We start from the raw sequence: 24667 nt of genomic DNA on the forward strand, positions 1-24667 counted from the left end.
GGGCTCGACGACTCAAGTGCAGCACCAACCACATACGAACGGACCCGCTGGTCGCAACCAGCGGGTCCGTTCGGTCGAGAGCGGTCGGATTGTCAGTGCGCGCCCGAGGGGCCGGGGGCGACGGGCTGGCCGGGCTGGGGGCCGCCGGTCGGCGCCGGCCCGGTCGGCGCGTCCTTGACCCCGGACATGTCGATCAGGGGCGCACCGGCGACCCCGTCGAGGGGGGCACCGGCCGCCAGCGGTCCGCCGAGGGCGACCAGCGGGGCACCGGCGGGCACGACCGGAGCGATCGGGAGCGGCGCTCCCAGCGGCAGCGGGGCGCCGAGCGGCAACGGCACCGGAGCGCCCACGGGCAGCGGTCCGGGCACGGCCATCGGGACACCCGCCATGTCGGTGAGTGGGGCGCTGGCCGCGCAGACCTCCGCGGCCGGGGCTCCGCCCGCGGCCGCCGCCCCGCCGCCGGCACCGGGGCCGCCGGCCAGCGGTGCGCCGGCCGCGCCGGCCTGCCCCTCTATGCAGGCGTAGCCGCCCGTCTTCAGGGGAGTGGCCGCCGCATCCGGGCTCAACGCCAGCGCGGCTCCGCACAACCCAAGGCCGGCAACTACTTTCATACTGAACCGATCGACGATCGCCATCAGCGTCGACTCTCCTTAATTCGCGCCCACATAAGAAATCTGCCGCAACAGAACCGCACAGCCATCCTTCGACGACCGAGCCAATTGTCGGCAGCCGGCGCGCAACGCGGGACGCGCCGCACCGCGCCGTTTCCAAACGGTGACGTCACAAGGGCGTCACGGCGCAGACGTGTCCGCTAAGCGTTCTGCCTCCTCGCCGGCGCGACTTTTCCGCAGCGCATTCACAGCGAATCGTTGCCGACCCTATATGTCTCAGAGGTTATATATAGGTGAACCAACGGCAAACTGCTTGGTAACCGGACAGGAGAATGAGCCATGACCGCACGACGGCTCTCCGGCCGATTCATGACCACAGCGCTGGTGGGAGGCCCACTGTTGGTCGCCGGGGTGATGTGGGCGAGCCCGGCGCGGGCGGATGAAACCACCTTCGTCAACGACCTGCACCACGCCGGAATCCACGCGGTCAGCGGCGGTGACGCCGCGCTGGTGCAGATGGGCCTGAACGTCTGCCAGCAACTGTCCTGGGGCGCCCCGCCGTCCGAGCTCGAAGGCCTGGCGGTGCAACGCTCCGACAGCAGACAGGGCGCCGGCGGGCTGACACCCCAGCAGGCCGACGACGTCGTCGCCGACGCCGTGCGCGATCTCTGCCCGACCGCGTAGCGGTCGTCTCTCCTGTCGGCGTAGACCACGCCGGCCATCGGTCTTTGCCGACAATTCATCCCCGGGATTCGTCGTCCGCAGCGTGTCCAGCGCGCTTTCGTGTAAAAGTGCATCATCGGCGTTCCGGCACGCGACGAAGGAGAAGATTTCGATGGCAGCACGGCGACCCTGGGGCAGGCTCATGGGCGCGGCCCTCGTAGGGGGCCCCCTCCTGGCCGCGGGGATCGGTTGGGCGAGCCCGGCCGGGGCCGACCAGACGTCTTTCCTCAACGACATGCACAACGCGGGCATCCACGCCGTCAACGGCGGCGACGAGGCGCTGCTGCAGATGGGTGCGGACATCTGCCAACAGCTTTCGTGGGGCGCCTCCCCGCAGCAGCTGGAGAACCTGGCGATACAACGCTCGGACGCCGACCAGGGCACCGGCGGGATCAACGGCCGGCAGGCCGCGGACGTGGTGATCTTCGCCATGCGGGATCTGTGCCCTAACGCGTAGCGGCAGTCCGCCGGACGACGGCCGGGGTTGGGCAATGGAGCTGAACGCACGCAACCTGAGCGCACTCGGCATCCCCGTGCCTGCCTACGATCGCGACGAAATCAGCGTCGGCATCGTGCATTTCGGCGTCGGCGGGTTTCACCGCTCCCACCAGGCCATGTACCTCGACAGGCTGCTCGCCGACGGGCTGGCCGTGGACTGGGGGATCTGCGGGGTCGGGGTGCTGCCCGAAGACCGGCGCATGCGCGACGTCCTCGAAGCCCAGGACTATCTGTACACGTTGATCCTCGAACACCCCGACGGCACGCGGCGGCCTCGGGTCATCGGCTCGATCGTCGACTTCCGGTACGCCCCTGACGATCCCGAGGAGGTGATCGAGCTGCTCGCCACCCCGGCCATCCGCATGATCTCGCTCACCATCACCGAGGGCGGTTACCATCCCCCGCTCAGCGACGTCTTCCCGCTGGTGACCGCGGCGCTGGACCGGCGACGCAACCGCGGCCTGCCCTCCCCCACGATCGTGTCCTGCGACAACATCGCGGGGAACGGGCGCGTGGCGCGGCGGGCGTTCACGTCGTGCGCGGAACGGCTCGATCCCGCACTCGCACACTGGATGGGCGAGCACACCGCGTTCCCCAACTCGATGGTCGACCGGATCACCCCCGCGACCACCCCCGCGGCGATCGAGCTGCTGCGCACCGAATTCGGCGTGGACGACGCGTGGCCCGTCGTCGCCGAGCCGTTCGCCATGTGGGTGCTCGAGGACGATTTCGCCGACGGGCGCCCCCCGCTGGAGCGGGCCGGCGTCCGGCTCGTCGGCGACGTGTCGCCGTACGAGGCGATGAAGCTGCGGCTGCTCAACGCCGGCCATCAGGGCCTGTGCTACTTCGGTTACCTGGCCGGGTATCGGCTGGTGCACGAGGCCGCCCAGGATCCGGTGGTCGCCGAATTCCTGCACCGCTACCTGGAATTCGAGGCGATGCCCACCCTCACCCCGGTCCCCGGATTGGCCGCCTTCAAGGACGGGCTGCTCCCCCGATTCGGTAACGCCTACGTGCGCGACACGGTGGCCAGGCTGTGCGCGGACTCCTCGGAACGCATCACCAAATGGCTGCTGCCCGTGATCGCCGACAATCTGCGCAGCGGCGGCCCGGTGCGGCTGTCCGCGGCGATCGTCGCGAGCTGGGCGCGTTACGCCGAGGGCGTCGACGAGGACGGCCGGCCGATCGAGGTGGTGGACCGGCTCGCCGACACGCTCGTCCCCCTCGCCCGCTCCCAGCGCGACGACCCGGCCGCGTTCCTGGCCAACCGCGCGGTGTTCGGCGACCTCGTCGACCAGCCGCGCTTCCTCGAGCCGTACCTGTGGGCGCTGGACTCGCTGCGCCGCCGCGGCGCGCGGGCCACGCTGCGCGCGCTGGTGGGGTCCGACGAACCGTGAGCCTGGTCGCCGGCATCGACTCGTCGACGCAGTCCTGCAAGGTGCTGGTCTGCGACGCCGCCACCGGCGAGGTGGTTCGCGAGGGCCGGGCCGACCATCCCGACGGCACCGAAATCGCCCCGGCGGCATGGGAGGACGCCGCCCGCCAGGCGATCGCGGCCGCCGGTGGCCTGGGCGGGGTCGAGGCCGTCGCCGTCGGGGCGCAGCAGCACGGCATGGTGTGCCTGGACGCGGCGGGCCGGGTGGTGCGGCCCGCGCTGCTGTGGAACGACGTGCGGTCGGCCGACGCGGCGCGCGCGCTGGTCGAGGAGCTCGGCGGCCCTGCGGCGTGGGCGCGGGCCGTCGGGGTCGTGCCGCTGGCCGCCATCACGGTGGCCAAGCTGCGCTGGCTCGCCGACCACGAGCCGCGCCGCGCGGACCGCACGGCGGCCGTCTGCCTGCCGCACGACTGGCTGACGTGGCGGTTGCGCGGCGACCCCGCCGTCGCGGCGCTCACCACCGATCGCAGCGACGCCAGCGGCACCGGATACTACGACGCCGCGAGTGGGGACTACCGCGTCGACCTCCTCGAGCTGGCCATGCGCGGTCGCCGCCCGCAGCTGCCGACCGTGCTGGGCCCGTCGGACGGAACCGTCAGCGGCACAACGACCTTCGGCGCGGGGCTCGGGGACAACGCGGCCGCGGCCCTGGGCCTCGGCGCAGAAGAGGGTGACGTCATCGTGTCGGTCGGGACCTCGGGGGTGGTGGCCGCGGTCACCGCCGACCCGATCCGCGACGACGCCGGCTTCGTCGCGGGATTCGCCGACGGCACCGGGCGCTACCTTCCGTTGGTGTGCACGCTCAACGGCGCGCGGGTGCTGGACGCGGCCGCCGCCTTGCTGCGGGTCGGCCACGACGAGCTGTCCGAGCTTGCGTTGTCCGCGCCGCCGGGCAGCGCGGGGCTGGTCCTGGTGCCCTACCTGGAGGGCGAGCGAACCCCGAACCGCCCCAACGCCTCCGGCGCGCTGCACGGCCTGCGGGTCGCGAACGCCACGCCGGCCAACTTGGCCAGGGCCGCGGTGGAGGGGCTGCTGTGCGCGCTGGCCGACGGCCTCGCCCACCTGGCCGCGCTCGGCGTCGCCGCGCGCCGCATCCTGCTGATCGGCGGCGGCGCACAGTCGCGGGCCCTGCGCGAGATCGCCCCCGCGGTGTTCGGCGTGCCGGTGCTGGTGCCCGCGGCCGGGCAGTACGTCGCGCTGGGCGCGGCGCGGCAGGCCGCGTGGGCGCTGAGCTCATCGCCGCGACCGCCCCGCTGGGCCGCGGGCCGACGAATACACCGCCGACCCGGCGCCCGAGGTGCTCAGCCGCTACGCGCGGCTGCGCGACCTGACCGAGGGCGTCTAGTCGCAGGGCCGGAACACCGGCAGGACGCGGTATTTGGCGCTGAAGCTGGCCTTCTCGTATTCGTCGCCGACCTCGCCGTCGCACGCGATGACCGTCGGCCCGTCGACCGCGCGGAAGGCGAACTCCGGCACCTGCAGCTCGTGATAGAGCGGGCTGCGCTCCAGGCGGCCCAGCGCGAGGGCGGCCAGGATCCTGGTCCGGGACCACCGCCGCCCCGCTTCGAGCATGCGGACGTCGATCAGGCCGTCGTCCATTCGGGTCCGCCGCGACGGGGCGAAACCGGTGGGCAGGTACAGCGAGTTCCCGAGAAAGAACAGCGACGTCAGCAGCGTCTTGTTGTCGTAGGCGATCCGGACGGGCTCGTCGTGGCGCAGCGTGTGCAGCATCGCGTAGAGGCCGGCCAGCGGCTTGCCGATGCGTTTCTCCAGTTTCTCGCGCTGCTGCACGAAGGCGGGGTAGGCACCGATGCTGGCGGTGTTGAGGACCATCTGACTCTCGTTGAGGCACACCAGGTCCACGCACGCCACGCTGCCGCGGCGGATCGCATCGACGGTCTTGGCGACGGTGTCGCAGCCGATGTCCTTCGCGAAGTGGTTGAACGTACCGGCGGGAAACACCGCCAGCGGCAGCCCGGCCTCGATGGCCACCCCCGCCGCGGCCGCCACCGTGCCGTCGCCGCCGCCGACCGCGAGCACCTCGGCGCGTGCGGCGGCGTCGCGCAGGACCTCCGCCGGGTCGTCGTCGGGTCCCAGCTCCCGGATGTCCACCTTCGGCAGCGCCTCGCGCACCTCGTCGACGACGCGGGCCCCGGTGCCGCTGCCCGACTCGGGGTTGATGACCAGCACCACCCCGGCGCCGTCGGGCCGTTCGGGGGCCGGGACCCGGAGCGGCTCGGTCTTGGGCAGGGCGGTATCGACGATCGGCGGAACCAGCCGGCCGCCCAGCACCGCCAGGCCGGCGCCGATGCCGAACCCGGCCACGACGTCGCCCGGGTAGTGGGCGCCGGTCGCCACCCGCGAGAGCCCGACCAGCCCGGCCAGCAGCGCCAGCCCGAACCCCAGCATCGGGTTCTCCAACCCCACCCCGACGGCGAAGGCGGCGGCGCTGGCGGAGTGCCCCGACGGGAAGGAGTTCGACGTCGGGCGCCGGCGGACCTGCCTGACCAGCGGCACCAATTCGTACCCGGGTCGCGGGCGGCGGCGGATGCGTTTGGCCACCTGGTTGGTGACCAGGCTGGTGGCGGCCAGCGTCACGACGCCGCGCGTGGCGCCGCGCTGGGCGCTCTTGTTCCCCGAGGCCATCAGGGTGGCGGCGACGGCGAACCACAGCTTGGAGTTGTCGGCCGCCCGGGTCAGCGGCGGCATGACCGCGTCCAGCAGCGGGGTGTCCGTCTCGGCGATCGCTTCGAAGAGCTCCCGGTCCAGCGTGCCCAGACCCCGGGTGATCTGCTCGATGCCGCGCGCGCGTCGCCTGGGCCGCCTGTTCATTCGCTACACCCTAAATTGGTTGGCGGACATGGACGCACCGGGCTACTTCGAGGCATGGCGGGAAAACGCCGCGCGGCAGGGCGTGAGCCCGGACGCCGTCGCGGAAATCACCCGGCGCTACGACATCACCCCGGACACGTTTCGATCACTCGGGACGATGGCGCAGATCAAGGATCCCGACGGCAAATCCTTCTTCCTCCTCGCGCGGGGCACCGGCGGCGGCGAGGCCCGCGCGGCGGCGCTGGCCACCTACATCCTGAACGCGGGCACCGGGTACGGCAGCAAGGGCGCGTGGCGCACCGACTTTCCGCCGGCGCCCTACCGCGCGGCCGAAGTCACGCGAATCATGCGGCGGCAGAACGCAAACCTGTGGAGCTACACCCGCGACGTCGGGTTCGTCCACCGCAACGGCGGCCGGCTGGTCGCGACCCCGAACGGCATCCTGATGGGCCTGGGCGGCAACCGGATCCAACGGCAATTCTGCCGCCGGGGCGGCACCACCTGGGGTGACATCTTTCTGGTCAACCTGGGCGCGGTCACCGACCCCGCGGGGTGGCTGCGCCGGATCGTCGAGTCCGGGCATGCCTGGTACCTGCGCGCCGACGGGACTCCCGTGCAGAGCGCACTCGACCTGGATCGGGTGCTGCACCACGAGGAGCGGCACTGCCGGCAGTGGGCGGCGATGGGCTACGCGGGCATGCTGGCCGCCTACGGCCGGGAACTGGTCCGCGAATACGCCTTCGGCGCGATCAACCGGCTCGAGGAGGACGCCGGCCTGACCGACGGCGGCTACAGGGCGTCGATCCCGTGGTAGAGGACCATCGCGCCGATCAGCACCAGGACCGCCGCGAGCAGGGCGGCGTTGTTGCGGTCCATCCAGTCCTTGACCCGCGCCAGCGTGTCGTCGAGGCGGCTGCCGGCGGCCGCGTAGGCCAGGATCGGGATCGCGACGCTTGACGCCGCGATGGCGACGAAGAACGCGGCGGCCACCCAGTCACCGACCAGGCCGAGCCCGGCGGTCCCGATGCCCAACCCGGCCGGAATACAGATGAGCGCGACGTCCGGCCGCACGACGGCCAGCACCGCCCCGATGGCCCCCGCGCGGGCCGGGGTGATGCTGGCGAACGAACGCATCCACGCCGGCGACTCGGAGTGGCCATGCCGGTTCAGCCAGCGGTAGACGCCGTACAGGATCAGCGCCGAGCCGAAGACCACGCGCAGCCACGACGACCACCGCGGCGGTGACTTGTCCAGGCCGCCGAGCAGTCCGGACGCCGCGACGGACAGCGCCGTCAGCGCGGCCAGGCTCAGCAGCCAGCCGCCGAGGAACGCCAGGCCGCTAGGCCGCGGCCGCGGCGCCTGCAAGACCAGCACGGCCGGGATCACCGTGAGCGGCGACAGCGAGATGACCAGCCCGAGCGGGACGAGCCCGGTCAGCACCGTGCCCCAGCTTCCTGCCATGGGCAGCAATCTACAGGGCGTGAATCCCGTTGTAGAGCACCATCAAACCGATCAGGACCAGGATGACCGCGAGCAGCGTGCCGTGGTTCTCCTCCATCCAGACCTTGACGCGTTCCAGCGTGTCGTCGAGCCGGTCGCCCGCGCCGGCATACGCCAGGATCGGGATGGCCACGGTCGACGCCGCGACGACGACGAACACCGCCCCGGCCAGCAGTCGGCCCGCGGTGCCGAGGCTGCTGCCGCCGGCGGCCAGGCCGGCCGCCGCGCACAGCAGCAGCACCTCGGGCCGCAGCACCACCAGCGCCGCCGCGGTCACCCCGGCGCGTCGCGGGGTGAGGGTGGAGAACGAGCGCATCCAGCGCGGCATGGCACCGTGGCGGTGCCGGGTCAGCCAGTGGTAGGCGCCCAAAGCGATCAGCGCCGACCCCAGCGCGACGCGCAGCCACGACGCCCACGTCGGCGGCGCCTTGTGCAGGTCGCCGAGCAGGTCGGAGGCGCCGGCGAAAGCGGCGGTCAGGGCGGCCAGCCCCAGCACCCAGCCGGCGAGGAAGGACAGGCTGGTCGGCCGCGGCCGCGGCGCGTGCAGGACCAGCACCGCCGGAATGACCGTGATGGGCGAGAGCGCGATGACCGCCGCCAGCGCGACGAGCTTGGTCAGTACCGATCCCCAACTTGCGTCCACGGGCAGCAATCATCGCATCGGCGTGACGTGGCCGCACGGGTGCCGCGTAAGCACGTTCCTCAGAACGGTTTTCGGCGCAGCGTCCAGGCCGGCACCCAGTGCGTCACGGTCTTGCGCTTCGAGCCGTAGGCGACGGGGTAGGTCACCAGCCCCCACCAGTCGCCCTGCTCGCACAGCCCCCAGCAGCTGAGCCGCCCCTCGACGACCTTGTGCAGCTGCAGCCCATTGGGCTGGTACCGGCCGGCGCGGTGCGGCTCGCGCGGGAACAGCACGGTCAGGTCCACCAGGACGGTGATCGGCGGGCGCACCACGCGAAACGGGTCGCGGACCGGTTGGCCGTTGTACCCGATGGACGCGAACTGTCCCATCGATCGATCATACGTTCGAATGACTTCTGCCTCCCGAGTTCTTCGTTTTCGGCCCCCGGCCGCCGCTCGTGGATATAGTCGGCTCAGCTGACAAGGGGAGGTCCCATGAAGATGGCTTGCGCCGCTGGCGTATTGGCGTTGGCCGGGCTGCTCACCACCGGGGTGGGCGTGGCCAGTGCCGGCGAGATCGAGGTCGAGGGCAACTACTCGAGCCAGGCCGGTTGCGAGGCGGATGCCCCCCACGTCGAGCTCACGCACAACGACAACCTGTACACGCATTGGGACTGCCGGCTGGGGTCCGACGGGTTCTGGCACGTCTGGCTGTCCAACTGAGCTTCGGCCCGCGGTGGGGCCAGGCGGGGCGGCTTCTGGCACCATAGCGGCGTGCGGAAACCGCTGCGCCACCCGCCGGCCGCGCTGGACCCACTGCTCGTGGGCCTACTCGCCGCGGCGGTGAGCCTGGCCGGCGCGGCCCGCCCGTCGTTCTGGTACGACGAGGCCGCCACCATATCGGCCGCATACAGCCGTTCCCTCGGCCAGCTGTGGCGGATGTTGGCCAACGTCGACGCCGTCCACGGCCTGTACTACCTGCTCATGCACGCGTGGTTTCGGGTCTTCCCACCCACCGAGTTCTGGTCGCGCGCGCCGAGCGGGCTGGCCGCCGGGGCCGCGGCCGCCGGAATCGTGTTGCTGGGCAAGCAGTTCTCGTCACGCACGGTCGCGGTGGCCTCCGGCGTGTTCTGCGCCATCCTGCCACGGACGACGTGGGCGGGCATCGAGGCCCGCCCCTACGCGCTGTCCATGATGGCCGCCGTGTGGCTGACGGTCTTGCTGGTGCACGCCGCGCGCCGCGACACCGGCCGGCTGTGGGCCGCCTACGGCGTCGCCCTGGCCCTGTCGATCGCCCTGGACGTGTACCTCGCCCTGCTGGTCGCGGCGCACCTCACGCTGATCGTCGTCTCCCGTTGCGCGCGAACCGTTTTGCTGCGGTTCGCCGTCGCGGCGGGCGTCGCGGTCGGCGCCATGGCGCCGTTCCTGCTGACGGTCGCCGGCCAGGCGCACCAGATAGCCTGGATCGCACCGATCGGCCGCCGCACGTTCGAAGACGTGGTGGTGCAACAGTATTTCGAGCGCTGCCCCCCGTCCGCCGTGCTGTCGGCACTGGTGGTGGCGGCGGCTGTGGCGTTGTGGCTCAGCAAGTCCAGGCCCCTGGCGCCGGCCGACCGGCACCTGCTGGCCCTCGCCGTGGCGTGGCTTGCGCTGCCGACGGCGGCCATCCTGGTCTACTCGGCGCTGGTGCATTCGATCTACACCCCGCGCTATCTGTCGTTCACGGTGCCGGGCATGGCGCTGATCCTGGGCGTCTGCGCCGTCACGGTGACCGCCCGGCCGTGGCTTACGGCGGCGCTGGTCGCCCTCTTCGCGGTCGCCGCCGCACCGAACTATGTTCGGGTGCAACGCAATCCGTATGCCAAGTACGGAATGGACTACAGCCAGGTGGCCGATCTGATCTCGGCGAAGGCGGCACCCGGCGATTGCCTACTGGTGAACGACACGGTGACGTTCATGCCCGCCCCGATGCGGCCCTTGATGGCGGCACGCCCCGACGCCTATCGCAAGCTGATCGATCTCACCCTGTGGCAGCGGGCGACCGACCGCAACGACGTCTTCGGCACCAACCTCATTCCCGAGGTCGTCGCGCAACCGTTGAGCCGGTGCGGCATCGTGTGGATCATCACCCAGGCCGACCCGTCACAGCCCCCGCACGAGCGCGGCCCGGCGATCCCGCCCGGACCCGTCTACGGGCCGACGCCCGCCTTCGCGGTGCCCCACGACCTGGGCTTCCGCCTGGTCGAGCGTTGGCAGTTCAACCTGGTCCAGGTGCTCAAAGCGCGGCGATAGTCACCAGATTCGGATGTAGTCGACCAGCATCGAGGCCGGGAAGGTGCCCCCGGCCGGGTCCCCGGCGCCCACCCCGCCCACGGCGAGCGTGAACATCGGCGTCATCCAGTAACCGGGGATGTTGAACGGCCAGCGGAAGTCGTCGGGGGCGCCGCCGGCGACGTGGATCGGCTTGTTGGGCACTTTGAAGTATTCCGCCCCATCCCGCGCGAACTCGAAACCCTCTTCGCCCCAATGCATGCGCCAGGTGTGCCAGTTGCTGTCGACCAGGCCGGGGATCGACTTGCCCTCCCAGGTCTTACCGTTGGACGCCGCGTGGACGGTGGTGCCCGGGGCCCACTGGCCGTTGCCGTACCACTCGAAGATGTCCACCTCGCCGTCGGGCAGCGGGTCCTCGTTGACGCCCCAGAACGAGGGCCACAGGCCGGGATACAGGCAGTCCAGCTTGATCCGCGCCTCCCAGGTCTGGTTGATCATGCTGCGGAAGTTGCCGCGCAGCTTGCCGCTGTAATAGGTGTTGCTCAGCAGATCGTGGGTGGCGCACAGGACGAGGTTGGAATGCCCGTCTTGGAACACGTTTTGGCGGTCGTCGCGATAGATGCCCTCCACGGGCGGGAAGACGTCGTCCTGCCAGGTCTGGATCGTCCACTTGCCGGGATCGGGCGGGGAGCCCGCGGGCCCGTCGAATTCGTCGGCGAAGATGTAGGGGCCACCGGGGCCGGCCGACGGCGGCGCCTGCGGCGCCGAGGGGGTGGCCCACGCGCCCGGCAAGCGCATCGCAGCCCCCAGCATGCCGAGCCCCGACATCAACATCATGCTGCGACGGTCCATCTAAACCCCAATCGTGAAAACCGTGTTCCCGAACTAGCCCGATACCCCCGGGCAACTCTCGCAAACGGTGTTATAAAACCACGCGCCGGGGTGCCACGCACCCCGCGCCGGGCCCGTGGCGGCGACTTTTCGCACGCCGGGGCGCTAGGCGGGTCAGCGGGAAGCCGGTTCGCTGAGCTTGACCAGGGTCTTGCCGATGTTGACGCCGGTGAACAGGCCGTTGAGGGCGTCGACGCAGGACTCGATCCCGTCGAAGATGGTCTCCCGGTGCTTGAGCCGGCCCTCGGCCTCCCACCGCCGCAGCGCGGCGAACGCCTCGTCGAACCGGCCCCACTGGTCGAGGGCGTTGAACCCCTGCATCAACGCCGTCTTGGACAGCAGATTCACGTAGTTGGCCGGCCCCGGGTGCTCGCCGGTCAGGTAACTGGAGATCACCCCGCACAGGACGACCCGCGCGCGGGGGGCCAAGCGACCCAGCACGGCGTCGAGGATGGGCCCGCCGACGTTGTCGAAGTAGACGTCGACGCGCCGCGGGCAGTGCCGCTTGAGCGCGGCCGCGAGGTCGTCGTTCTTGTATTCGATGCAGGCGTCGAAGCCGAAGTCCTCGACCACCGCCCGGCACTTCTGGGGGCCGCCCGCGATGCCGACCACCCGGGCCCCGGCGATCTTGGCGATCTGCCCGGCCACCGACCCGGTGGCCCCGGCGGCCGCCGAGACCACCACCGTTTCCCCGGCCTGGGGGCGGCCGATGTCGGTCATCCCGAAATACGCGGTGGCGCCGGTCGGACCGTACACCGACATGATCGCCAGCTGGTCGTCCTCGCCCGGGATGGGCGTGCTGAACAGGTCGTCGCGGATGATCGCGTACTCGGAGAAGCCGGTCAGGGTGGTGACGACGTCGCCGACGGCGTACGCGTCGCAGCGCGACGCGACCACCTCGCCGATCCCGGCCGCGCGGATGACCTCGCCCAGCTGCACCGGCGGCAGGTAGCCGGGCTGGTCGTCGAGCCAGGTGCGGGCGGCGGCGTCGATCCCGACGTAGGTGGTGCGCAGCAGCGCCTCGCCCTCCGCGGGTTCGGGCGCCGCCGTGGTGACCAGCTCGGTGTCCCCCGGCCTGACAAGCCCGGTGGGGCGGCGACGCAACAAGATCTGACGGTTCGGCAACTCGGGCACGATGCAGAAACTACCGAACCGGCCGAAATCACCCGGGCGAATGGCATATTCGACCCATGGCAGCAAACGACGACCCGGAGGACCGGATCCGGGAACTCGAGCGCCCGCTCGCCGACGCGGCGCGGGCGTCCGAAGCGGGCAGCGCGCAACCCGGTGGCCAGGCCTACTCGCCCGGCCCGGCGGGCCCGCCGCCACCGCCCCCGTGGAGCTACGGCGGGCCGTTTCCGGGTCCGCCCCCGCAACGCCCCTCGGGCAACCGCATGTGGTGGATCATGGGCACGGTGATCGCGGTCGGCGTGCTGGCCCTGGCCGGTGGCATCGCCGCCTTCGCGGCACACCAGCTTTCCGGCGTCCGATCGGTCATCAGTTCGCCGCCGACGATCTCCCGGACGTTCGGCCCGCCGTCGAGCGTCACCGGCAGCCCGGGCCGCTCCCCCAGCCGGACCGGGACGACCGAACCGTCGGCCTCACCGACCCCGGCGCCGGGCGAGAAGATCAGCGTCTCGGGGGTAGGCGAGGACCGGACGATCGCCTGCAACGACAACGTCGTCAGCGTCAGCGGGGTGTCCAACACGGTGGTGATCACCGGTCACTGCGCCAGCCTCACCGTGTCGGGCGTGCAGAACGAGATCACCGTCGACGCCGTCGACAGCATCCAGGCCTCCGGCTTCAACAACAAGGTCACCTACCACTCGGGCTCGCCGAAGGTCAGCAACTCCGGTGGTTCGAACGTCGTCCGGCAGGGCTGAGGCGGCCGTTGCGGCGACCGTTACGCCGGCTCGCCGGGCTCGTCGTCCGGTGAATCGTTGTCGAGGACGCTGACCGCGATGCCGTACGGCAGGAACCGCACCTTGCGCCCGGGGTCGACGTTGTCCTTGTTGGCCCGCAGCGCGTCGAGCTCGGTCGCATAGACCTGCTCGACGTGCGCGCCGCCGCCGGCGTCCACCGTGTAGATGGCCCAGACGCCGTCTCCCGCCTCGCCGGCGGTCTCGGGCTCCGGCCGCGGGCGCCGCGACAGGTCTTCGAACAACGACGACCAGCCGGGCCGGACCCCGGGCGCCGCGACGAACTTGCTGATCCGCTCGAACACGTCGCGCAGCCCCTCGCTGCCCTCGCGGATCATCCGATCGAACTCGTCGGGATCGAACCCGAACGCACCGTATTCGCCCACGCGACCTCCTCGCCGCTCATGCCGTCACCGCCCAGTGTGCGCGCAGTCGCGGGCGCGCGCCACGTCCCTACCGCGGGGGTGGGGGCGGCGCTGGTGGCGTGATGGGAATGGGCACCGTGACGAACGGGAAGTGCAGGTACATCGTCACGGGCGGCTGCGCTTGCGGCGGCGCGCTGGGCGCCCGGGCCGGCACCTGCTTGGCCGGGGTGGCGACGCTGACCCGCGGGTTCTGCGGGGTGTTGGAGCCCGGCCGGTCCGAGGTCAGCGAGAACAGCACGACGCCGGCCACGGCGGCGGCGATCCCGGCCAGCGCGCTGCCGGCCAGGAACATGGGCCTGCGCCTGCGCGGGGTCGCGTCGTCCTCGTCCGCGACGGCGCTGTAGGCGAGCGCGCCGCCGCCCGAATTGCCCCAGACGTCCAAGTAGGCCGGGCCGAGCGGGCGGGGGCTCACCTCCCCGGTACCGGGATCCAGCGCGTACGCCAGGGCCGCGGTCGACGAGGCGAACAGCGGCGCGTTCGCCGACGCCAGGGCCGCCCCGCGGGCCAGCGCCATCTCCGGTTCTTCCGGGGCGCTCACCTCCAGCGGGGTCGCCGCCTCGAGCGCCGGTTTGACGGCCGCGATGTCCGCACCGCAGCCGACCAGGAAGACGCCGTTCGCGCTTGACCCCCGCGCGGTGAGGCCGGCGACCATCGAAGCCAACTCGCCGGCGAGCGGGCCCTGCCCCGGGTTCGCCAGCTGCTGACGGTGCAGGTCGACGATCGAACCGTCGGTGACGTCGACAACCGCCAGCGTCGCGCTCGCGGGTTCCACGAACAGCATCGCGATGTGCTCGTAGTCCAGCGCGTACCCGACCGTCTGGGCGAGCGCGGCCGCGGCCAGCAACGGGGACACCAACATGACGCTGCCCATGCCGTGGCGGGCCATCGCGTCGCGCAGCGCGCCGACGTTCGCGGGATCCGTCCAGGTCACCCCGGTGGACATCAACCGATAGCCGCCCGCGAGCGCGCCCTCCCGGGTTCCGCCGATCGCGGCAAGCACCTGGTCGACCGCGCCGGCGGTCGCCGAGTCGCCGTCCGCGGCGACCTCGAACTCGTCCTGTTCCACCGTGACGCCGTCGGCGTCCTGGCCCTCGATGACCACCAGGCGGACCGTCTCGGGAGCCATCGAGACCCCAAGCACGATGTCCACGTACGCCTCCACAGTCCGCTGATTTGCCCCGGGCCCCGCTATGGGGGCACCACCGATAGACCCGCCCGACCGGGTGACACCACGCTACCCGCGCGGGGGCGGCCGCGCTCATGGAACGCGGTGAGCAGGGCGGCCGCGCGCTAGTAGCCGGGGCCCAGGAAGGGATTCTGGGCGTTCCCCGGATACTGCGGGTACTGCGGCTGATATGGCGTGTATTGCGGGGCCTGCGGCGCCTGGGTCTGCGGCACCGGGACCGGTATGGGCACCGGCAGCAGCGGGACGTGGATCCACTCGGTGGTCATCGGGACCGTCGTGGTGGTCGTCGTGGTGGTCGACGGCGGGGGCGGTGTCTCGGTCGTCGTCGTCGGCGGCGGCGGCGCGACGGTGCGCGGCGCCAGGTGGCTGGCCGGCGGCGCCGGCAGCGGCGCGACGCTGGGCGCCGGCGGGGCCTGGCGGTTCTCGATGCCGGTCAGCGTGTAGGCCACGCCGCCGATGGCCGTCATGGCCACCAGCGCCGACATGCCGATGATCAACTGCGACAACCGAAGCCGGCGCCACGGCCGCTCGGGCGCCGGGTCGATGACGTTGAGCCGCATCGACCAGCCGGACGGCCCGTCCTCGTCGTAGGTCTCGCCGCCGAACCGCACCCGCAGGTCGCCGGGGTACTCGGTCTGCGACCACGCCAACTCGCGGTCCGTCAGCGCCTCGTCGTCGATCACCAGCACGTCGCCGGCCCCCAGGTCGACCACGTCACCGGTGGCGTTGGCGGACGCGAGCACGCCGATCGACGTCCGAGTCCGCAGGCTCAGCTCCTCGCCGCGGGACGCCAACAGCAGCGCACCGCCCGCCGCCGCGAGGGCCGGCTGCGAGGGGGTCAGGACCGGGGTGCGTCCGTGGACGGAAAGCCGTTCGGCGACAAGCGGGATGTGTGCGCCGCCACCGACGGTGACCACCGCCGCGAGGTCCGCCCAGCTCTTGCGGTAGCGCACCAGCATGTCGTCGAAGGCGTAGATGAAGCCGGTCAGCCGATCCGCCATCAGGTCTTCGAGGTCGTCGCGCCGCAGTGTGAAACTGCAACTGCGCTCGCCGAGCTCGGCGACGATGTCGGTCACCACGTCGGTGGACAGCCGCTCCTTGGCCAGCCGGCAGTGTTCCCGCAGCTCACCGAGCTGCCCGACGGCGGCCGTGCTGGCCGGGTCGATGCCGCTGCCGCGGCCCAGCTCCTCGAAGACCCGCAGCAGCAGCTCCTGGTCGATCTCGTTGCCCGACAGGGCCGCGTACCGCATTGTCGCGCTGACGAGTTCGAAGTCGCCCGCGACGTCGACCAGCGTGGCCGAGGTGCCCCCGCCGCCGAAATCGAGCAGCCCGACCACGCCGTCGTCGGGCAGGCCGAGTTCGGATTTCACGGCGGTCAACGACGCGATCGCGTCGGAGACGAGCCGGGGCGCCATGCCGCTGCGGACGAAGCCCAGATGCGTCCGCAGGCCGTCGCGCAAGGCCTGCACCGTAACGGGTTTCCAGTACGCGGGGACGGCAATGGAGATCTCCGAGCACGACGCGTCCGCTCCGGCGGCCCGCACCATCGCGTCCAGGGCCTCCACCGTGAGCAGTTCCGGGTCGTGCGCGGAGCCGTCCGCGGACACCAGCGCCACCGATTCGCCGATGCGCTCGACGAAGCCCTTCATCATCACGCCGGGCTCGGACAGGTTCGAATCATTCTCGGGCACGCCGACTTTCGGCGCACAGTGCGGATATAGCGTCAGCACCGACCGCCGGGTGACCGGTGGGCTTTCATTACGCGCAGCGACCAGGTTCGTGGTCCCGATCGACAACCCAAGTGGGTCGTACATAGAGCGAAAACTTTCGTCTATAGGGGTCGGTGGCCAGCGTCAACCATAGTCGCGGACACGCCGAAAACCGATGGCTTGCAACATCATCGGTATCCGGTCGATGCCACCTCGTCACCGAAGTGGTACCGCCCGCCCCTTGACAAACCCGCGCCGGTGCCTACACCACGGTCAGCGGCAGCGATCGCCTGGGCTCGAACTGGAATGTCGCTCCGCCGCTGACTTTCGTTACCGACACCTCGGGCAGTTCGGCGGCGGCGGTGTCGGTTTCGACCAGTTCCGCGGTCCAGTCGGTGTTCGTCCCGCTGACCCGGACCTCGAGGTGCGGGTCGACGGCGGTGGCGATCGCCTGCAGCGGTTGGGTGGATTCGGGAGTGCACAGCGCGATCCAGGCGGCGTCCTCGTGGGCCGGCGAGCGGTGCACCACGAGCCGGTCGGCGGTCTCCGCTCGGACGTAGCCCGCGGGGTTCAGCAGCGGGTGCAGTTCGAGCACCTCCAGCACGCCCCGGGCGCCGCCGGGCAGCCCCAGCGCGCGGTGGATGCGCTCGGCGGCCACGCCGGCGATGCCGGTCAGCCCCTGGGTGCACACCGATGCGGCCTGGGCGTCGTCCGCGGCACGCGCCCGCACCGCGATGGCGAACGACAGGTAGAGCAGGTGCATCTGCAGGCATACCTCGTCGGCCATCCGGACCAGCGCCGAATGCGAGAAGCCGGCGAAGTCGAAGTCGGACAGCAGCGGCCCGGAGTAATCCGCCTTTCCCTCGTCGGATCGGTCGATCGGATCGAGTTCCCATGTGGCGGCGCGGGTTTGGCGGACGATGTCCAGCGCGGGAATGCTCTGGGCCTCCGGGTGGGACTCGTCGATGATGACGGTCCACGCGCAGTGCGGATGGCGATCGGCCGGCGAGCGCGGCGGCCGGTGGATGGGGCGCACCTGGGCGCGCGCGTTGGTCGCGACCGCGGTCGCGTCGAAGGTCGGGTCCTCGATGGTGTGGCACATGCCGAACACGTACTTCTCGCCCATCGGCTCCACGTCGAGCAGGGCGCCGCAGTGGTCGAGCTGGAATTCGCCGTGCCAGCGGTCGTGCACCGTGTAGCGGAAGTCCATGAATTGCGGTGGGGCGCCGATGTCGAGCTGCAGCCCCTTGAAGATGGTCGGCACGTCGTCGCCGGTGAAATTCAGCGCCCGTTGCATGCGCCGGGTGTAGACGGGGCTGGCGCCCGCCCACTCCTCGATGGCGATCTGCACCATCTCGTCGCGGCCGAACGCGCTGATGCACCAGGCCATCCCCGAGCGGTCGATCAGCTGCCCGATCAGGAGCAATTCGGGAACCAGGACGGCCAGCTGCTCGCGCGTCAGCCGCGCGTATCGGGATCGGCTCACGCGCCAAAAATAGACTCGACTATGTTATAAAGTCAACAATGTCGATTGCCGCAGGTCAGAGCTCCGGGAACGCGGTTGGCCCCACCCGGCGCACCCGCGCGCCGCGCAAGCGCGGCGACGACACTCGCGCCAAGATCATCGGCGAGACGGTCCGCTGCATCACCGAGGAGGGCTTCGCGGCGGCCACCGCCAAGCACGTGGCCGAACGCGCGGGCGTGACGTGGGGGGTCATCCAGTATCACTTCGGGGATCGCAACGGCCTGCTGACGGCCGTCGTGGACGACGGGGTGGACCGGCTGATCGAGAGCCTGTCGTCGGCCGACGTCAGCGAGTTGCCGCTGCGCGAGCGCATCGAGGTGGTGGTCGACACGGCCTGGAGCTGCTACAGCAGCCCGACGTCGATGGCCGCGCTCGAGATCCTGCGCGCCACCCGCGGCGGGCCGGGCGAGTCGCCGCGCCGTCACCTGCTGGAGATGAACGCCGCGGTCGGCCAGCTGGGCCGGCTGATCACCGACGACCCGGCGAACGCCGGTGTGGCCGAAGTCATCTGGGCCACGCTACGCGGTGTGGTGCTGGCGCAGATGGTCACCGGAACGCAGGTCGACTGGAGCCTGGAGCGACGCGCTCTGATCGACATGGTCACCCGCCACCTCTCCGCCGGCCGGGGCCACCGCGACACATAAACCACGCACACGACACGCCGCACAAGGTGACCGTGGTTTATGCCTCGCCGACGCCGGCTCGTCGATGCGAGCGCGGCGGGCTTAATACCCGTGTGCTGCAATGACCTGATGACCCCTCACGATCTCGCCGACATCGAAGCCATCAAGCAGGTCAAGTACCGGTACCTGCGCGCGCTGGACACCAAGCACTGGGACGACTTCGCCGACACCCTCGCCGAGGACATCAAGGCCGACTACGGGCCGTCGATCGGCAACGAGCTGCACTTCACCAACCGCGACGACCTGGTGGAGTACATGCGTACGTCGCTGCCCGCGAACGTCATCACCGAGCATCGGGTGACCCATCCCGACATCGTCGTCGACGGCGATACCGCAACGGGCAGTTGGTATCTGCAGGACCGGGTGATCGTCGGCGACTTGAACTTCATGCTGATCGGTGCGGCCTTCTACCGCGACACCTACCGGCGCACCGACGCCGGCTGGAAGATCAGCGGCACCGGCTACGACCGAACCTACGACGCCACCATGTCGTTGGAGGGCATGAACTTCACGCTCAAGCCCGGCCGCGCGCTGGCCACCTGAGCGGCTACTTGGTGATGGCGATCACCGCGCCGGGCCGCAGCCATTTCATGATCGACACCAGCTGAGCGTCGTCGACGGCGACGCAGCCCTCGGTGGGCTTCCCGTCGGTGGTGTGGAAGAAGAACGCCGCACCGCCGCCCGGGGTCTTGTTCTTGTTGACGCCCATCACGACGGCGTGCTTGTACTGCGGGATCTGCAGATTTTCGCTTTCGGCGGTGTTGAACGGGCACTGCGCCTTCTGGCACACCTGCATGGAGTTGAACGTGGGGCTGTGGTCGTCGCCGCTCCACCAGTGGTTGGGGCCGACTTGCGTGTAGGGCAGGCCGCTGCCGGGATTGGGCGCGGTGCCGAAGGCGGAGTCCAGCGTGTAGACGCCCATCGGGGTGGCCGGCACCCCGCTCTTGGCCTGCGGCGCCATGCCCGCCGAACCGACGTGGGTCGGAATGCCGGTTCGCAGCGCCTGCCAGCCGGCGGCGGTGCGTTGGTAGATGTCCATCGTCGCGTTCGATCCGCCGGTGCTCATCACCGAAACCACCTGGGTGGCATTGCCGACCGCGTTGGCGAACCACGGGGCGCCGGCGGCGCCGGCGACCGGCGCCAGGGCCAGCGACGCGAAAAGTGCGCACGCCGAAGCGGACAGCGAGGCGAGCAGTCGGCGCATGACCTCCATCGTCAGACCCGCCCAGCGCAAGGTCAAGTAAAGCTTCGGCCCCGGTTAGGTCACCGCGCCGTGACCAAATCGCCCGCGCCGCAGGGTTTCCGGGAGAACGCCACCGTCGGGGGCCGAATCACGGTGAAGCACAACAGGAAATACAGGTAGCCCAGCGACCACCCGGCCACCACGTCGGACGGGTAGTGCACGTTCAGCGCCACCCGCGAGACACCCACCGCCAGCACGCCCAGGGCGACCACCGCGAGCGCGACGCCACGCACCGCCCGGCTGGCCGCCGGCACCGCCAGCGACAGCGCGGCCAGCAACGCGGCCGTCACCTCCAGCGCGTGCCCGGACGGGAAGGAGGTCTCCGACGCGGCGACCAGCATGGTCGGCGGCCGCGGCCGGTCCGCGAGCGCCTTCGCCGCGACCGTCACGAGCCCGCTCAGCGGCGCGCACGCCAGCAGCAGCAGCCCCGCCCGCACCCGGCGCGTGGCCAGGGCCGCCACCGCCGCCACCGTGCCCAGCAACCGCAGCGGCACCGGCCCCAGCGCGAAGGAGACACCCGCCCAGAACCGCACCCAGAACGGGTGTTTGACCGCGCTGTCCCGCGCGGCGTCCAACAGCGACCAGTCCATGCGCCGCTCCCAGTGCCAGTCGTGGGAGTAGCCCACCCACATCAGCGCGTACGCCGCCACGGCGGCGAGGGCGATGCACACGGCCGGAACTCTCGGCGGTCGAGTCATAACCCACCGATACCAGCCGCGCGGCCCGGCGACCCGGGCGGCCCGGCACGCGTTCGGCGATCCCGCGCCATACTGGCGTCATGGCCGTATTCGTCCGTAGGTTGTTCGGCATCGGCAAGCTGCCCGACGACGTGCACGCGCAGGTCGAGGCGGAAGGCCTTCTCTTCCTGGCCGACTACGTCGCGGTGACGCGGCGCTTCTCCGGGGCCATCCCCGGCGTGCGGCTACCGCACAGCGTCGCCAGCTACACGGGCTCGCTGGTGTTCACCGCCGAGCGGGTGCTGGCCACGCTGTCCATGTTGCCCAGGCTGGCGGGCCCGACCGTCGACGTCCGCTGGGACGCGCCGCAGACCGGTGCGGCGCGGGTGGAGATCTCGGCGGCCGGTTTGCAGGTCGACGTCGACGTCGCGCGGGTGGACCCGAAGTTCAGCGGCGAGCTGTCGCTGCACTACAAGACCGCCATTCCGGCGGACGTGCTCGGCGGCCTGCCCCGGCGATCGCTGGCCTTCGACATGCCCGCCGAAAACGTCTTCCGCGCGGTCGGCGTTACCTATAGTCCGTGATCGTCATCCGCGGCCAGGGCGGCTGGCGCAGCACCGCCAGGCTGCCGATCACCGCCGCCAGCAGGCCGGTGATCACCCCGATCAGCGCGATTCGATTCGCGTCCACGGCGGGCTTCCAGGAGGCCTCGCCGTTGCGCACGACGAAAACACCGAGCGGTTTCACGACCGGGATCACGGTGGTGCCGTCCGGTGTGTGATACGGCTCGCCGTAGACGCGGCCGTCGACGAGCTGGTCCAGCAGGTCGCGGTGCTGCACGGAACACTCCCTTCTCGGGTGTTCGCCGGGCCCAGGGTGCGGACCCGGTCCACGCTAACCCGGATTTCCTACGATGACAGGCGTGAACGAGGCATTCAGCCCGCAGGAACGGCGGGCGGTCTACCGGGTGATCTCCGAGCGCCGCGACATGCGCCGGTTCTCACCCGGCGGCGTGGTGGGCGAGGAGGTGCTGGCGCGGCTGCTGCAGGCCGCCCATGCGGCGCCCAGCGTCGGTCTGATGCAGCCGTGGCGGTTCATCCGGATCACCGACGACTCGCTGCGGCGGCGCATCCACGCGCTCGTCGACGACGAGCGGCCGCTCACCGCCGCGGCCCTCGGCGAGCGGGCGCAGGAGTTTTTGGCGCTGAAGGTCGAGGGCATCCTCGAGTGCGCCGAGCTGCTGGTGGTGGCGCTGTGCGACGACCGGGACAAGCACGTGTTCGGCCGGCGGACCCTGCCGCAGATGGATCTCGCGTCGGTGTCGTGCGCCATCCAGAACCTGTGGCTGGCGGCGCGCTCGGAAGGCCTTGGCATGGGCTGGGTTTCGCTGTTCGATCCGCAGCGGCTGGCGGCCCTGCTGCAGATGCCCGCCGGCGCCGAGCCGGTGGCCATCCTGTGCCTGGGTCCGGTGCCCGAATTCCCCGATCGGCCGGCGCTGGAGCTCGACGGCTGGGCCGTCGCCCGCCCGCTGTCGGAGTTCGTCTGCGAGAACGGCTGGAGTCGGCGCGCCCAGGCTCCCCCCAACTAGCTGCGGTATCGTCGCCGGTCGCGACGGAAGGTTGAAGGGGTGACGCAATTGGCGCCGGGTGAAGCAGCGGACCGGAAAGACAACGTGCTGATCGTGCACTGGCACGACCTGGGGCGCTATCTCGGCGCCTATGGCCACCGGGACGTCTCGAGTCCCCGGCTGGACCGCCTGGCCGCCGAGGGCATCCTGTTCACCCGCGCCCACGCCACGGCGCCGCTGTGCTCGCCGTCGCGCGGATCGCTGTTCACCGGACGCTACCCGCAGACCAATGGCCTGATCGGGCTGGCGCACCACGGCTGGGAATACCGCAACGGCGTGCGCACCCTGCCCGAGATCTTGACCGGTGCGGGTTGGTACTCCGCGCTTTTCGGCATGCAGCACGAGACGTCCTACCCGCAGCGGCTGGGCTTCGACGAGTTCGACGTGTCGAATTCGTATTGCGAGTACGTGGTGGACAAGGCGGGCGAGTGGCTGCGCGAAGGCGGCGAGAACCTGGCCGGCCAGCCGTTCCTGTTGACCGCCGGGTTCTTCGAGACGCACCGGCCGTATCCCCGGGACCGCTATCAGCCCGCGGACAGCGCGCGGGTCGAACCGCCCGGGTGCCTGCCCGACACCCCCGAGGTGCGCGGCGACCTCGCCGCCTTCTACGGCTCGATCGCCACGGCCGATGCCGCCGTCGGCCGGCTGCTGGACACGCTGGCCGAAACCGGGCTGGACGCCAGCACCTGGGTGGTGTTCTTCACCGACCACGGCGCGGCGTTCCCGCGCGCCAAATCCACGCTGTACGACGCCGGAACCGGCATCGGCATGATCGTCCGGCCCCCCACCGACCGGGCCCTGACCCCGCGGGTGTACGACGAACTCTTCAGCGGCGTGGACCTGTTGCCGACGCTGCTGGAGCTGCTGGGTCTCGACCTCCCCCCCGACGTCGACGGGGTGTCGCACGCGCGCGCCCTGTTCGCGCCGGACCCGCACGCGGTGCCCGTCAGGGACCACGTGTACACGACGAAGACCTATCACGACTCGTTCGATCCGATCCGCGCGATCCGCACCAAGGAATACAGCTACATCGAGAATTACGCGGCCCGCCCGCTGCTCGACCTGCCGCTGGACATCGAGGAAAGCCCGTCCGGGATCGCCGTGGCGCCGTTGGTCGCCGGCCCGCGCCCGGAACGCGAACTCTACGACCTGCGCACCGACCCGACCGAGACCACAAATCTGCTCGCCGGCGACAATCCCGGCGCCGACGAGATCGCCGCGGATTTGGCTGTGCGGCTTGATGATTGGCGTCAGCGCACGGGCGACGTCATCCCGTCGGAGTTCGCCGGCACCCGCATCGCGGCGCGTTACACCGAGACGTACCTGCAGATCCACCGGGTGAAGCCGACCGCCCGCTCGGCGATCGCGGCCGACCGCGGCATCGAGGATCAGGCGAGCGGTTAGCCGGCCGAGCGCCGCGCGCCGCCCACCTCGGCGACGACGAACACCCGGCGGAACGGGAAGATCGTCGTGCCGTCGGGCCGGGGCGGGTAGGCGTCGTCCAGCAGCGGGATCAGCTCCTGACGGAACCGCTCCCAGTCTTCGGCGCTCAGCCGCTCACGCACCGGGACCAGGGCCGTCCCGGTGATCCATTCCAGCACCGGGTTGTCACCGGTCAGCTGGTGCAGGTAGGTGGTCTCCCAGACGTCGACCTTGCATCCGGCGTCCAGCAGCAGGTTGGCGTACTGGATCGGCGGCTGCACCACGGCGCCGACGCGAAACGGGATGTCGCGCATCACTTTCGCGTACGGCTCACGCCTGGCCAACGTCCGCACCGTGGCGTGCGACGGGGTTTCGAAGTTGCCCGGGATCTGGACGGCGATCCACGATCCGGCCGCCAGCTCCTCGACCCACCGGACCAGCAGGTCGGCGTGCTCGGGCACCCAATGCAGGGCCGCATTGCTGACCACCACGTCGGTGTCGGGCTTGGGCTTCCAGTGGCGCAGGTCACCGACGACGGCGTCGATGCCGCGTTCCTTTGCGGCGGCGACCATCTCCGGAGAGGTGTCCATCGCCTCGATCACCGCTTCCGGCCAGCGCCGGGACAGGTACTTGGTCAGGTGGCCGGGACCGCAGCCCAGGTCGACGACGCGGCGGGCCCGCTCGGCCCCCACCCGGGACAGCAGGTCGTAGAAGGGCCGGCTGCGATGGTCCGCAAAGGCCAGGTAGACATCGGGATCCCACATGGCGGTCCTCCTGATCAACGCGCCGTCGGCGGTCGGCGGATAGCCCAACCGTATTACCGTATGCCGCCCCGGTGTGCCGCCCAACTGGCCCCGGGTGCCGCGCCG

At 71.0% G+C, this 24667-nt stretch carries 27 protein-coding genes and 1 pseudogene; 13 read left to right on the forward strand and 15 right to left on the reverse strand.

Translation table 11 applies throughout. The features are described from left to right. Positions 1–92 precede the first annotated feature (92 nt). Positions 93–635 (reverse strand): hypothetical protein, encoded by a 543-nt coding sequence (locus tag BST44_RS17230; RefSeq protein WP_083178324.1) that lies wholly within the window; start codon positions 633–635, stop codon positions 93–95. Positions 636–950: 315 nt separating this feature from the next. Here BST44_RS17230 and BST44_RS17235 point away from each other — a divergent pair, with 315 nt between their 5' ends. The 4 genes and pseudogenes from BST44_RS17235 to BST44_RS17250 form a co-directional block, all read left to right on the forward strand. After that, a complete protein-coding gene (locus BST44_RS17235) occupies positions 951–1295 on the forward strand; it encodes a DUF732 domain-containing protein (protein WP_083178325.1) in 345 nt (114 codons plus the stop codon). A gap of 151 nt (positions 1296–1446) precedes the next feature. Next, a complete protein-coding gene (locus tag BST44_RS17240; protein WP_083178326.1) occupies positions 1447–1791 on the forward strand; it encodes a DUF732 domain-containing protein in 345 nt (114 codons plus the stop codon). 34 nt (positions 1792–1825) lie between these two features. Continuing rightward, complete coding sequence (locus tag BST44_RS17245; protein WP_083178327.1) at positions 1826–3229, forward strand: mannitol dehydrogenase family protein; 1404 nt, start codon at positions 1826–1828, stop codon at positions 3227–3229. Further along, positions 3226–4606: pseudogene (locus BST44_RS17250) on the forward strand (FGGY family carbohydrate kinase); the annotation flags it as partial. The gene BST44_RS17245 and the pseudogene BST44_RS17250, both read left to right, overlap by 4 nt. A gap of 2 nt (positions 4607–4608) precedes the next feature. On the opposite strand, the gene BST44_RS17255 reads toward BST44_RS17250, so the two are convergent. Then, on the reverse strand, positions 4609–6099 hold the full coding sequence (locus tag BST44_RS17255) for a bifunctional phosphatase PAP2/diacylglycerol kinase family protein (protein WP_083178328.1): 1491 nt from the start codon (positions 6097–6099) through the stop codon (positions 4609–4611). Between the two features lie 28 nt (positions 6100–6127). Between BST44_RS17255 and BST44_RS17260 the strand changes: the two genes are divergently transcribed. Then, on the forward strand, positions 6128–6913 hold the full coding sequence (locus BST44_RS17260) for a hypothetical protein (RefSeq protein WP_083178370.1): 786 nt from the start codon (positions 6128–6130) through the stop codon (positions 6911–6913). On the opposite strand, the gene BST44_RS17265 is transcribed toward BST44_RS17260, so the two are convergent. The 3 genes from BST44_RS17265 to BST44_RS17275 are packed head-to-tail and all read right to left on the reverse strand — an operon-like array spanning position 6889 to position 8610. Further along, a complete protein-coding gene (locus BST44_RS17265) occupies positions 6889–7560 on the reverse strand; it encodes a GAP family protein (protein ID WP_083178369.1) in 672 nt (223 codons plus the stop codon). The genes BST44_RS17260 and BST44_RS17265 overlap by 25 nt on opposite strands. Before the next feature lie 10 nt (positions 7561–7570). Then, positions 7571–8242: a GAP family protein gene (locus BST44_RS17270; RefSeq protein ID WP_083178329.1), complete on the reverse strand. Its 672-nt coding sequence runs from the start codon at positions 8240–8242 to the stop codon at positions 7571–7573. 59 nt (positions 8243–8301) lie between these two features. Beyond that, positions 8302–8610, reverse strand: coding sequence for a hypothetical protein (locus tag BST44_RS17275; protein ID WP_083178330.1), 309 nt, complete (start codon positions 8608–8610; stop codon positions 8302–8304). Positions 8611–8715: 105 nt separating this feature from the next. Between BST44_RS17275 and BST44_RS17280 the strand changes: the two genes are divergently transcribed. Together BST44_RS17280 and BST44_RS17285 are read left to right on the forward strand one after the other, a co-directional pair. Further along, entirely contained in the window at positions 8716–8943 is a 228-nt protein-coding gene (locus BST44_RS17280) for a hypothetical protein (RefSeq protein ID WP_083178331.1), read from the forward strand. Between the two features lie 51 nt (positions 8944–8994). Then, positions 8995–10512 carry a glycosyltransferase family 39 protein gene (locus BST44_RS17285; protein ID WP_083178332.1) on the forward strand — a complete coding sequence of 506 codons (1518 nt, stop codon included), beginning with the start codon at positions 8995–8997 and terminating at the stop codon, positions 10510–10512. Here the strand turns inward: BST44_RS17285 and BST44_RS17290 are convergent, their stop codons facing one another. Then, on the reverse strand, positions 10513–11343 hold the full coding sequence (locus BST44_RS17290; RefSeq protein WP_083178333.1) for a glycoside hydrolase family 16 protein: 831 nt from the start codon (positions 11341–11343) through the stop codon (positions 10513–10515). It abuts the gene before it with no gap. A 153-nt stretch (positions 11344–11496) separates the two neighbouring features. After that, the gene (locus BST44_RS17295) at positions 11497–12516 is read right to left on the reverse strand and encodes an NADP-dependent oxidoreductase (protein WP_083178371.1); all 1020 of its coding nucleotides are present in this window, start codon (positions 12514–12516) and stop codon (positions 11497–11499) included. Between the two features lie 56 nt (positions 12517–12572). Between BST44_RS17295 and BST44_RS17300 the strand changes: the two genes are divergently transcribed. Beyond that, entirely contained in the window at positions 12573–13265 is a 693-nt protein-coding gene (locus BST44_RS17300) for a DUF3060 domain-containing protein (RefSeq protein WP_083178334.1), read from the forward strand. Positions 13266–13285: 20 nt separating this feature from the next. On the opposite strand, the gene BST44_RS17305 is transcribed toward BST44_RS17300, so the two are convergent. From BST44_RS17305 to BST44_RS17320, 4 genes are all read right to left on the reverse strand, one after another. Next, a complete protein-coding gene (locus BST44_RS17305; RefSeq protein WP_083178335.1) occupies positions 13286–13687 on the reverse strand; it encodes an Rv0313 family protein in 402 nt (133 codons plus the stop codon). Between the two features lie 67 nt (positions 13688–13754). Then, positions 13755–14876, reverse strand: coding sequence for a DUF7159 family protein (locus tag BST44_RS17310; RefSeq protein ID WP_083178372.1), 1122 nt, complete (start codon positions 14874–14876; stop codon positions 13755–13757). A 140-nt stretch (positions 14877–15016) separates the two neighbouring features. Then, complete coding sequence (locus tag BST44_RS17315; RefSeq protein WP_083178336.1) at positions 15017–16726, reverse strand: Hsp70 family protein; 1710 nt, start codon at positions 16724–16726, stop codon at positions 15017–15019. A 157-nt stretch (positions 16727–16883) separates the two neighbouring features. Next, on the reverse strand, positions 16884–18107 hold the full coding sequence (locus BST44_RS17320) for a hypothetical protein (protein ID WP_083178337.1): 1224 nt from the start codon (positions 18105–18107) through the stop codon (positions 16884–16886). Positions 18108–18145: 38 nt separating this feature from the next. Between BST44_RS17320 and BST44_RS17325 the strand changes: the two genes are divergently transcribed. Both BST44_RS17325 and BST44_RS17330 read left to right on the forward strand, forming a co-directional pair. After that, positions 18146–18790: a TetR/AcrR family transcriptional regulator gene (locus BST44_RS17325; protein WP_083178338.1), complete on the forward strand. Its 645-nt coding sequence runs from the start codon at positions 18146–18148 to the stop codon at positions 18788–18790. Positions 18791–18898: 108 nt separating this feature from the next. Then, on the forward strand, positions 18899–19372 hold the full coding sequence (locus BST44_RS17330; RefSeq protein WP_007167399.1) for a nuclear transport factor 2 family protein: 474 nt from the start codon (positions 18899–18901) through the stop codon (positions 19370–19372). A 4-nt stretch (positions 19373–19376) separates the two neighbouring features. Here the strand turns inward: BST44_RS17330 and BST44_RS17335 are convergent, their stop codons facing one another. Both BST44_RS17335 and BST44_RS17340 read right to left on the reverse strand, forming a co-directional pair. After that, positions 19377–20033 (reverse strand): L,D-transpeptidase family protein, encoded by a 657-nt coding sequence (locus tag BST44_RS17335; RefSeq protein ID WP_083178373.1) that lies wholly within the window; start codon positions 20031–20033, stop codon positions 19377–19379. A gap of 59 nt (positions 20034–20092) precedes the next feature. Next, complete coding sequence (locus tag BST44_RS17340; RefSeq protein ID WP_083178339.1) at positions 20093–20770, reverse strand: phosphatase PAP2 family protein; 678 nt, start codon at positions 20768–20770, stop codon at positions 20093–20095. A gap of 80 nt (positions 20771–20850) precedes the next feature. Here BST44_RS17340 and BST44_RS17345 point away from each other — a divergent pair, with 80 nt between their 5' ends. Continuing rightward, a complete protein-coding gene (locus BST44_RS17345) occupies positions 20851–21333 on the forward strand; it encodes a hypothetical protein (RefSeq protein ID WP_083178340.1) in 483 nt (160 codons plus the stop codon). Here BST44_RS17345 and BST44_RS17350 read toward each other — a convergent pair. Continuing rightward, on the reverse strand, positions 21317–21589 hold the full coding sequence (locus tag BST44_RS17350) for a hypothetical protein (protein WP_083178341.1): 273 nt from the start codon (positions 21587–21589) through the stop codon (positions 21317–21319). The genes BST44_RS17345 and BST44_RS17350 overlap by 17 nt on opposite strands. A 73-nt stretch (positions 21590–21662) precedes the next feature. On the opposite strand from BST44_RS17350, the gene bluB reads away from it, so the two are divergent. After that, the gene (gene bluB / locus BST44_RS17355; protein ID WP_083178342.1) at positions 21663–22337 is read left to right on the forward strand and encodes a 5,6-dimethylbenzimidazole synthase; all 675 of its coding nucleotides are present in this window, start codon (positions 21663–21665) and stop codon (positions 22335–22337) included. A gap of 39 nt (positions 22338–22376) precedes the next feature. Further along, a complete protein-coding gene (locus BST44_RS17360; protein ID WP_083178343.1) occupies positions 22377–23780 on the forward strand; it encodes a sulfatase family protein in 1404 nt (467 codons plus the stop codon). Here the strand turns inward: BST44_RS17360 and BST44_RS17365 are convergent. After that, a complete protein-coding gene (locus tag BST44_RS17365; RefSeq protein ID WP_083178374.1) occupies positions 23777–24562 on the reverse strand; it encodes a trans-aconitate 2-methyltransferase in 786 nt (261 codons plus the stop codon). The two genes, BST44_RS17360 and BST44_RS17365, sit on opposite strands and share 4 nt — an antisense overlap. Between the last annotated feature and the right edge of the window lie 105 nt (positions 24563–24667).

The sequence above is a fragment of the Mycobacterium scrofulaceum genome (assembly GCF_002086735.1).
GTDB lineage: Bacteria > Actinomycetota > Actinomycetes > Mycobacteriales > Mycobacteriaceae > Mycobacterium > Mycobacterium scrofulaceum.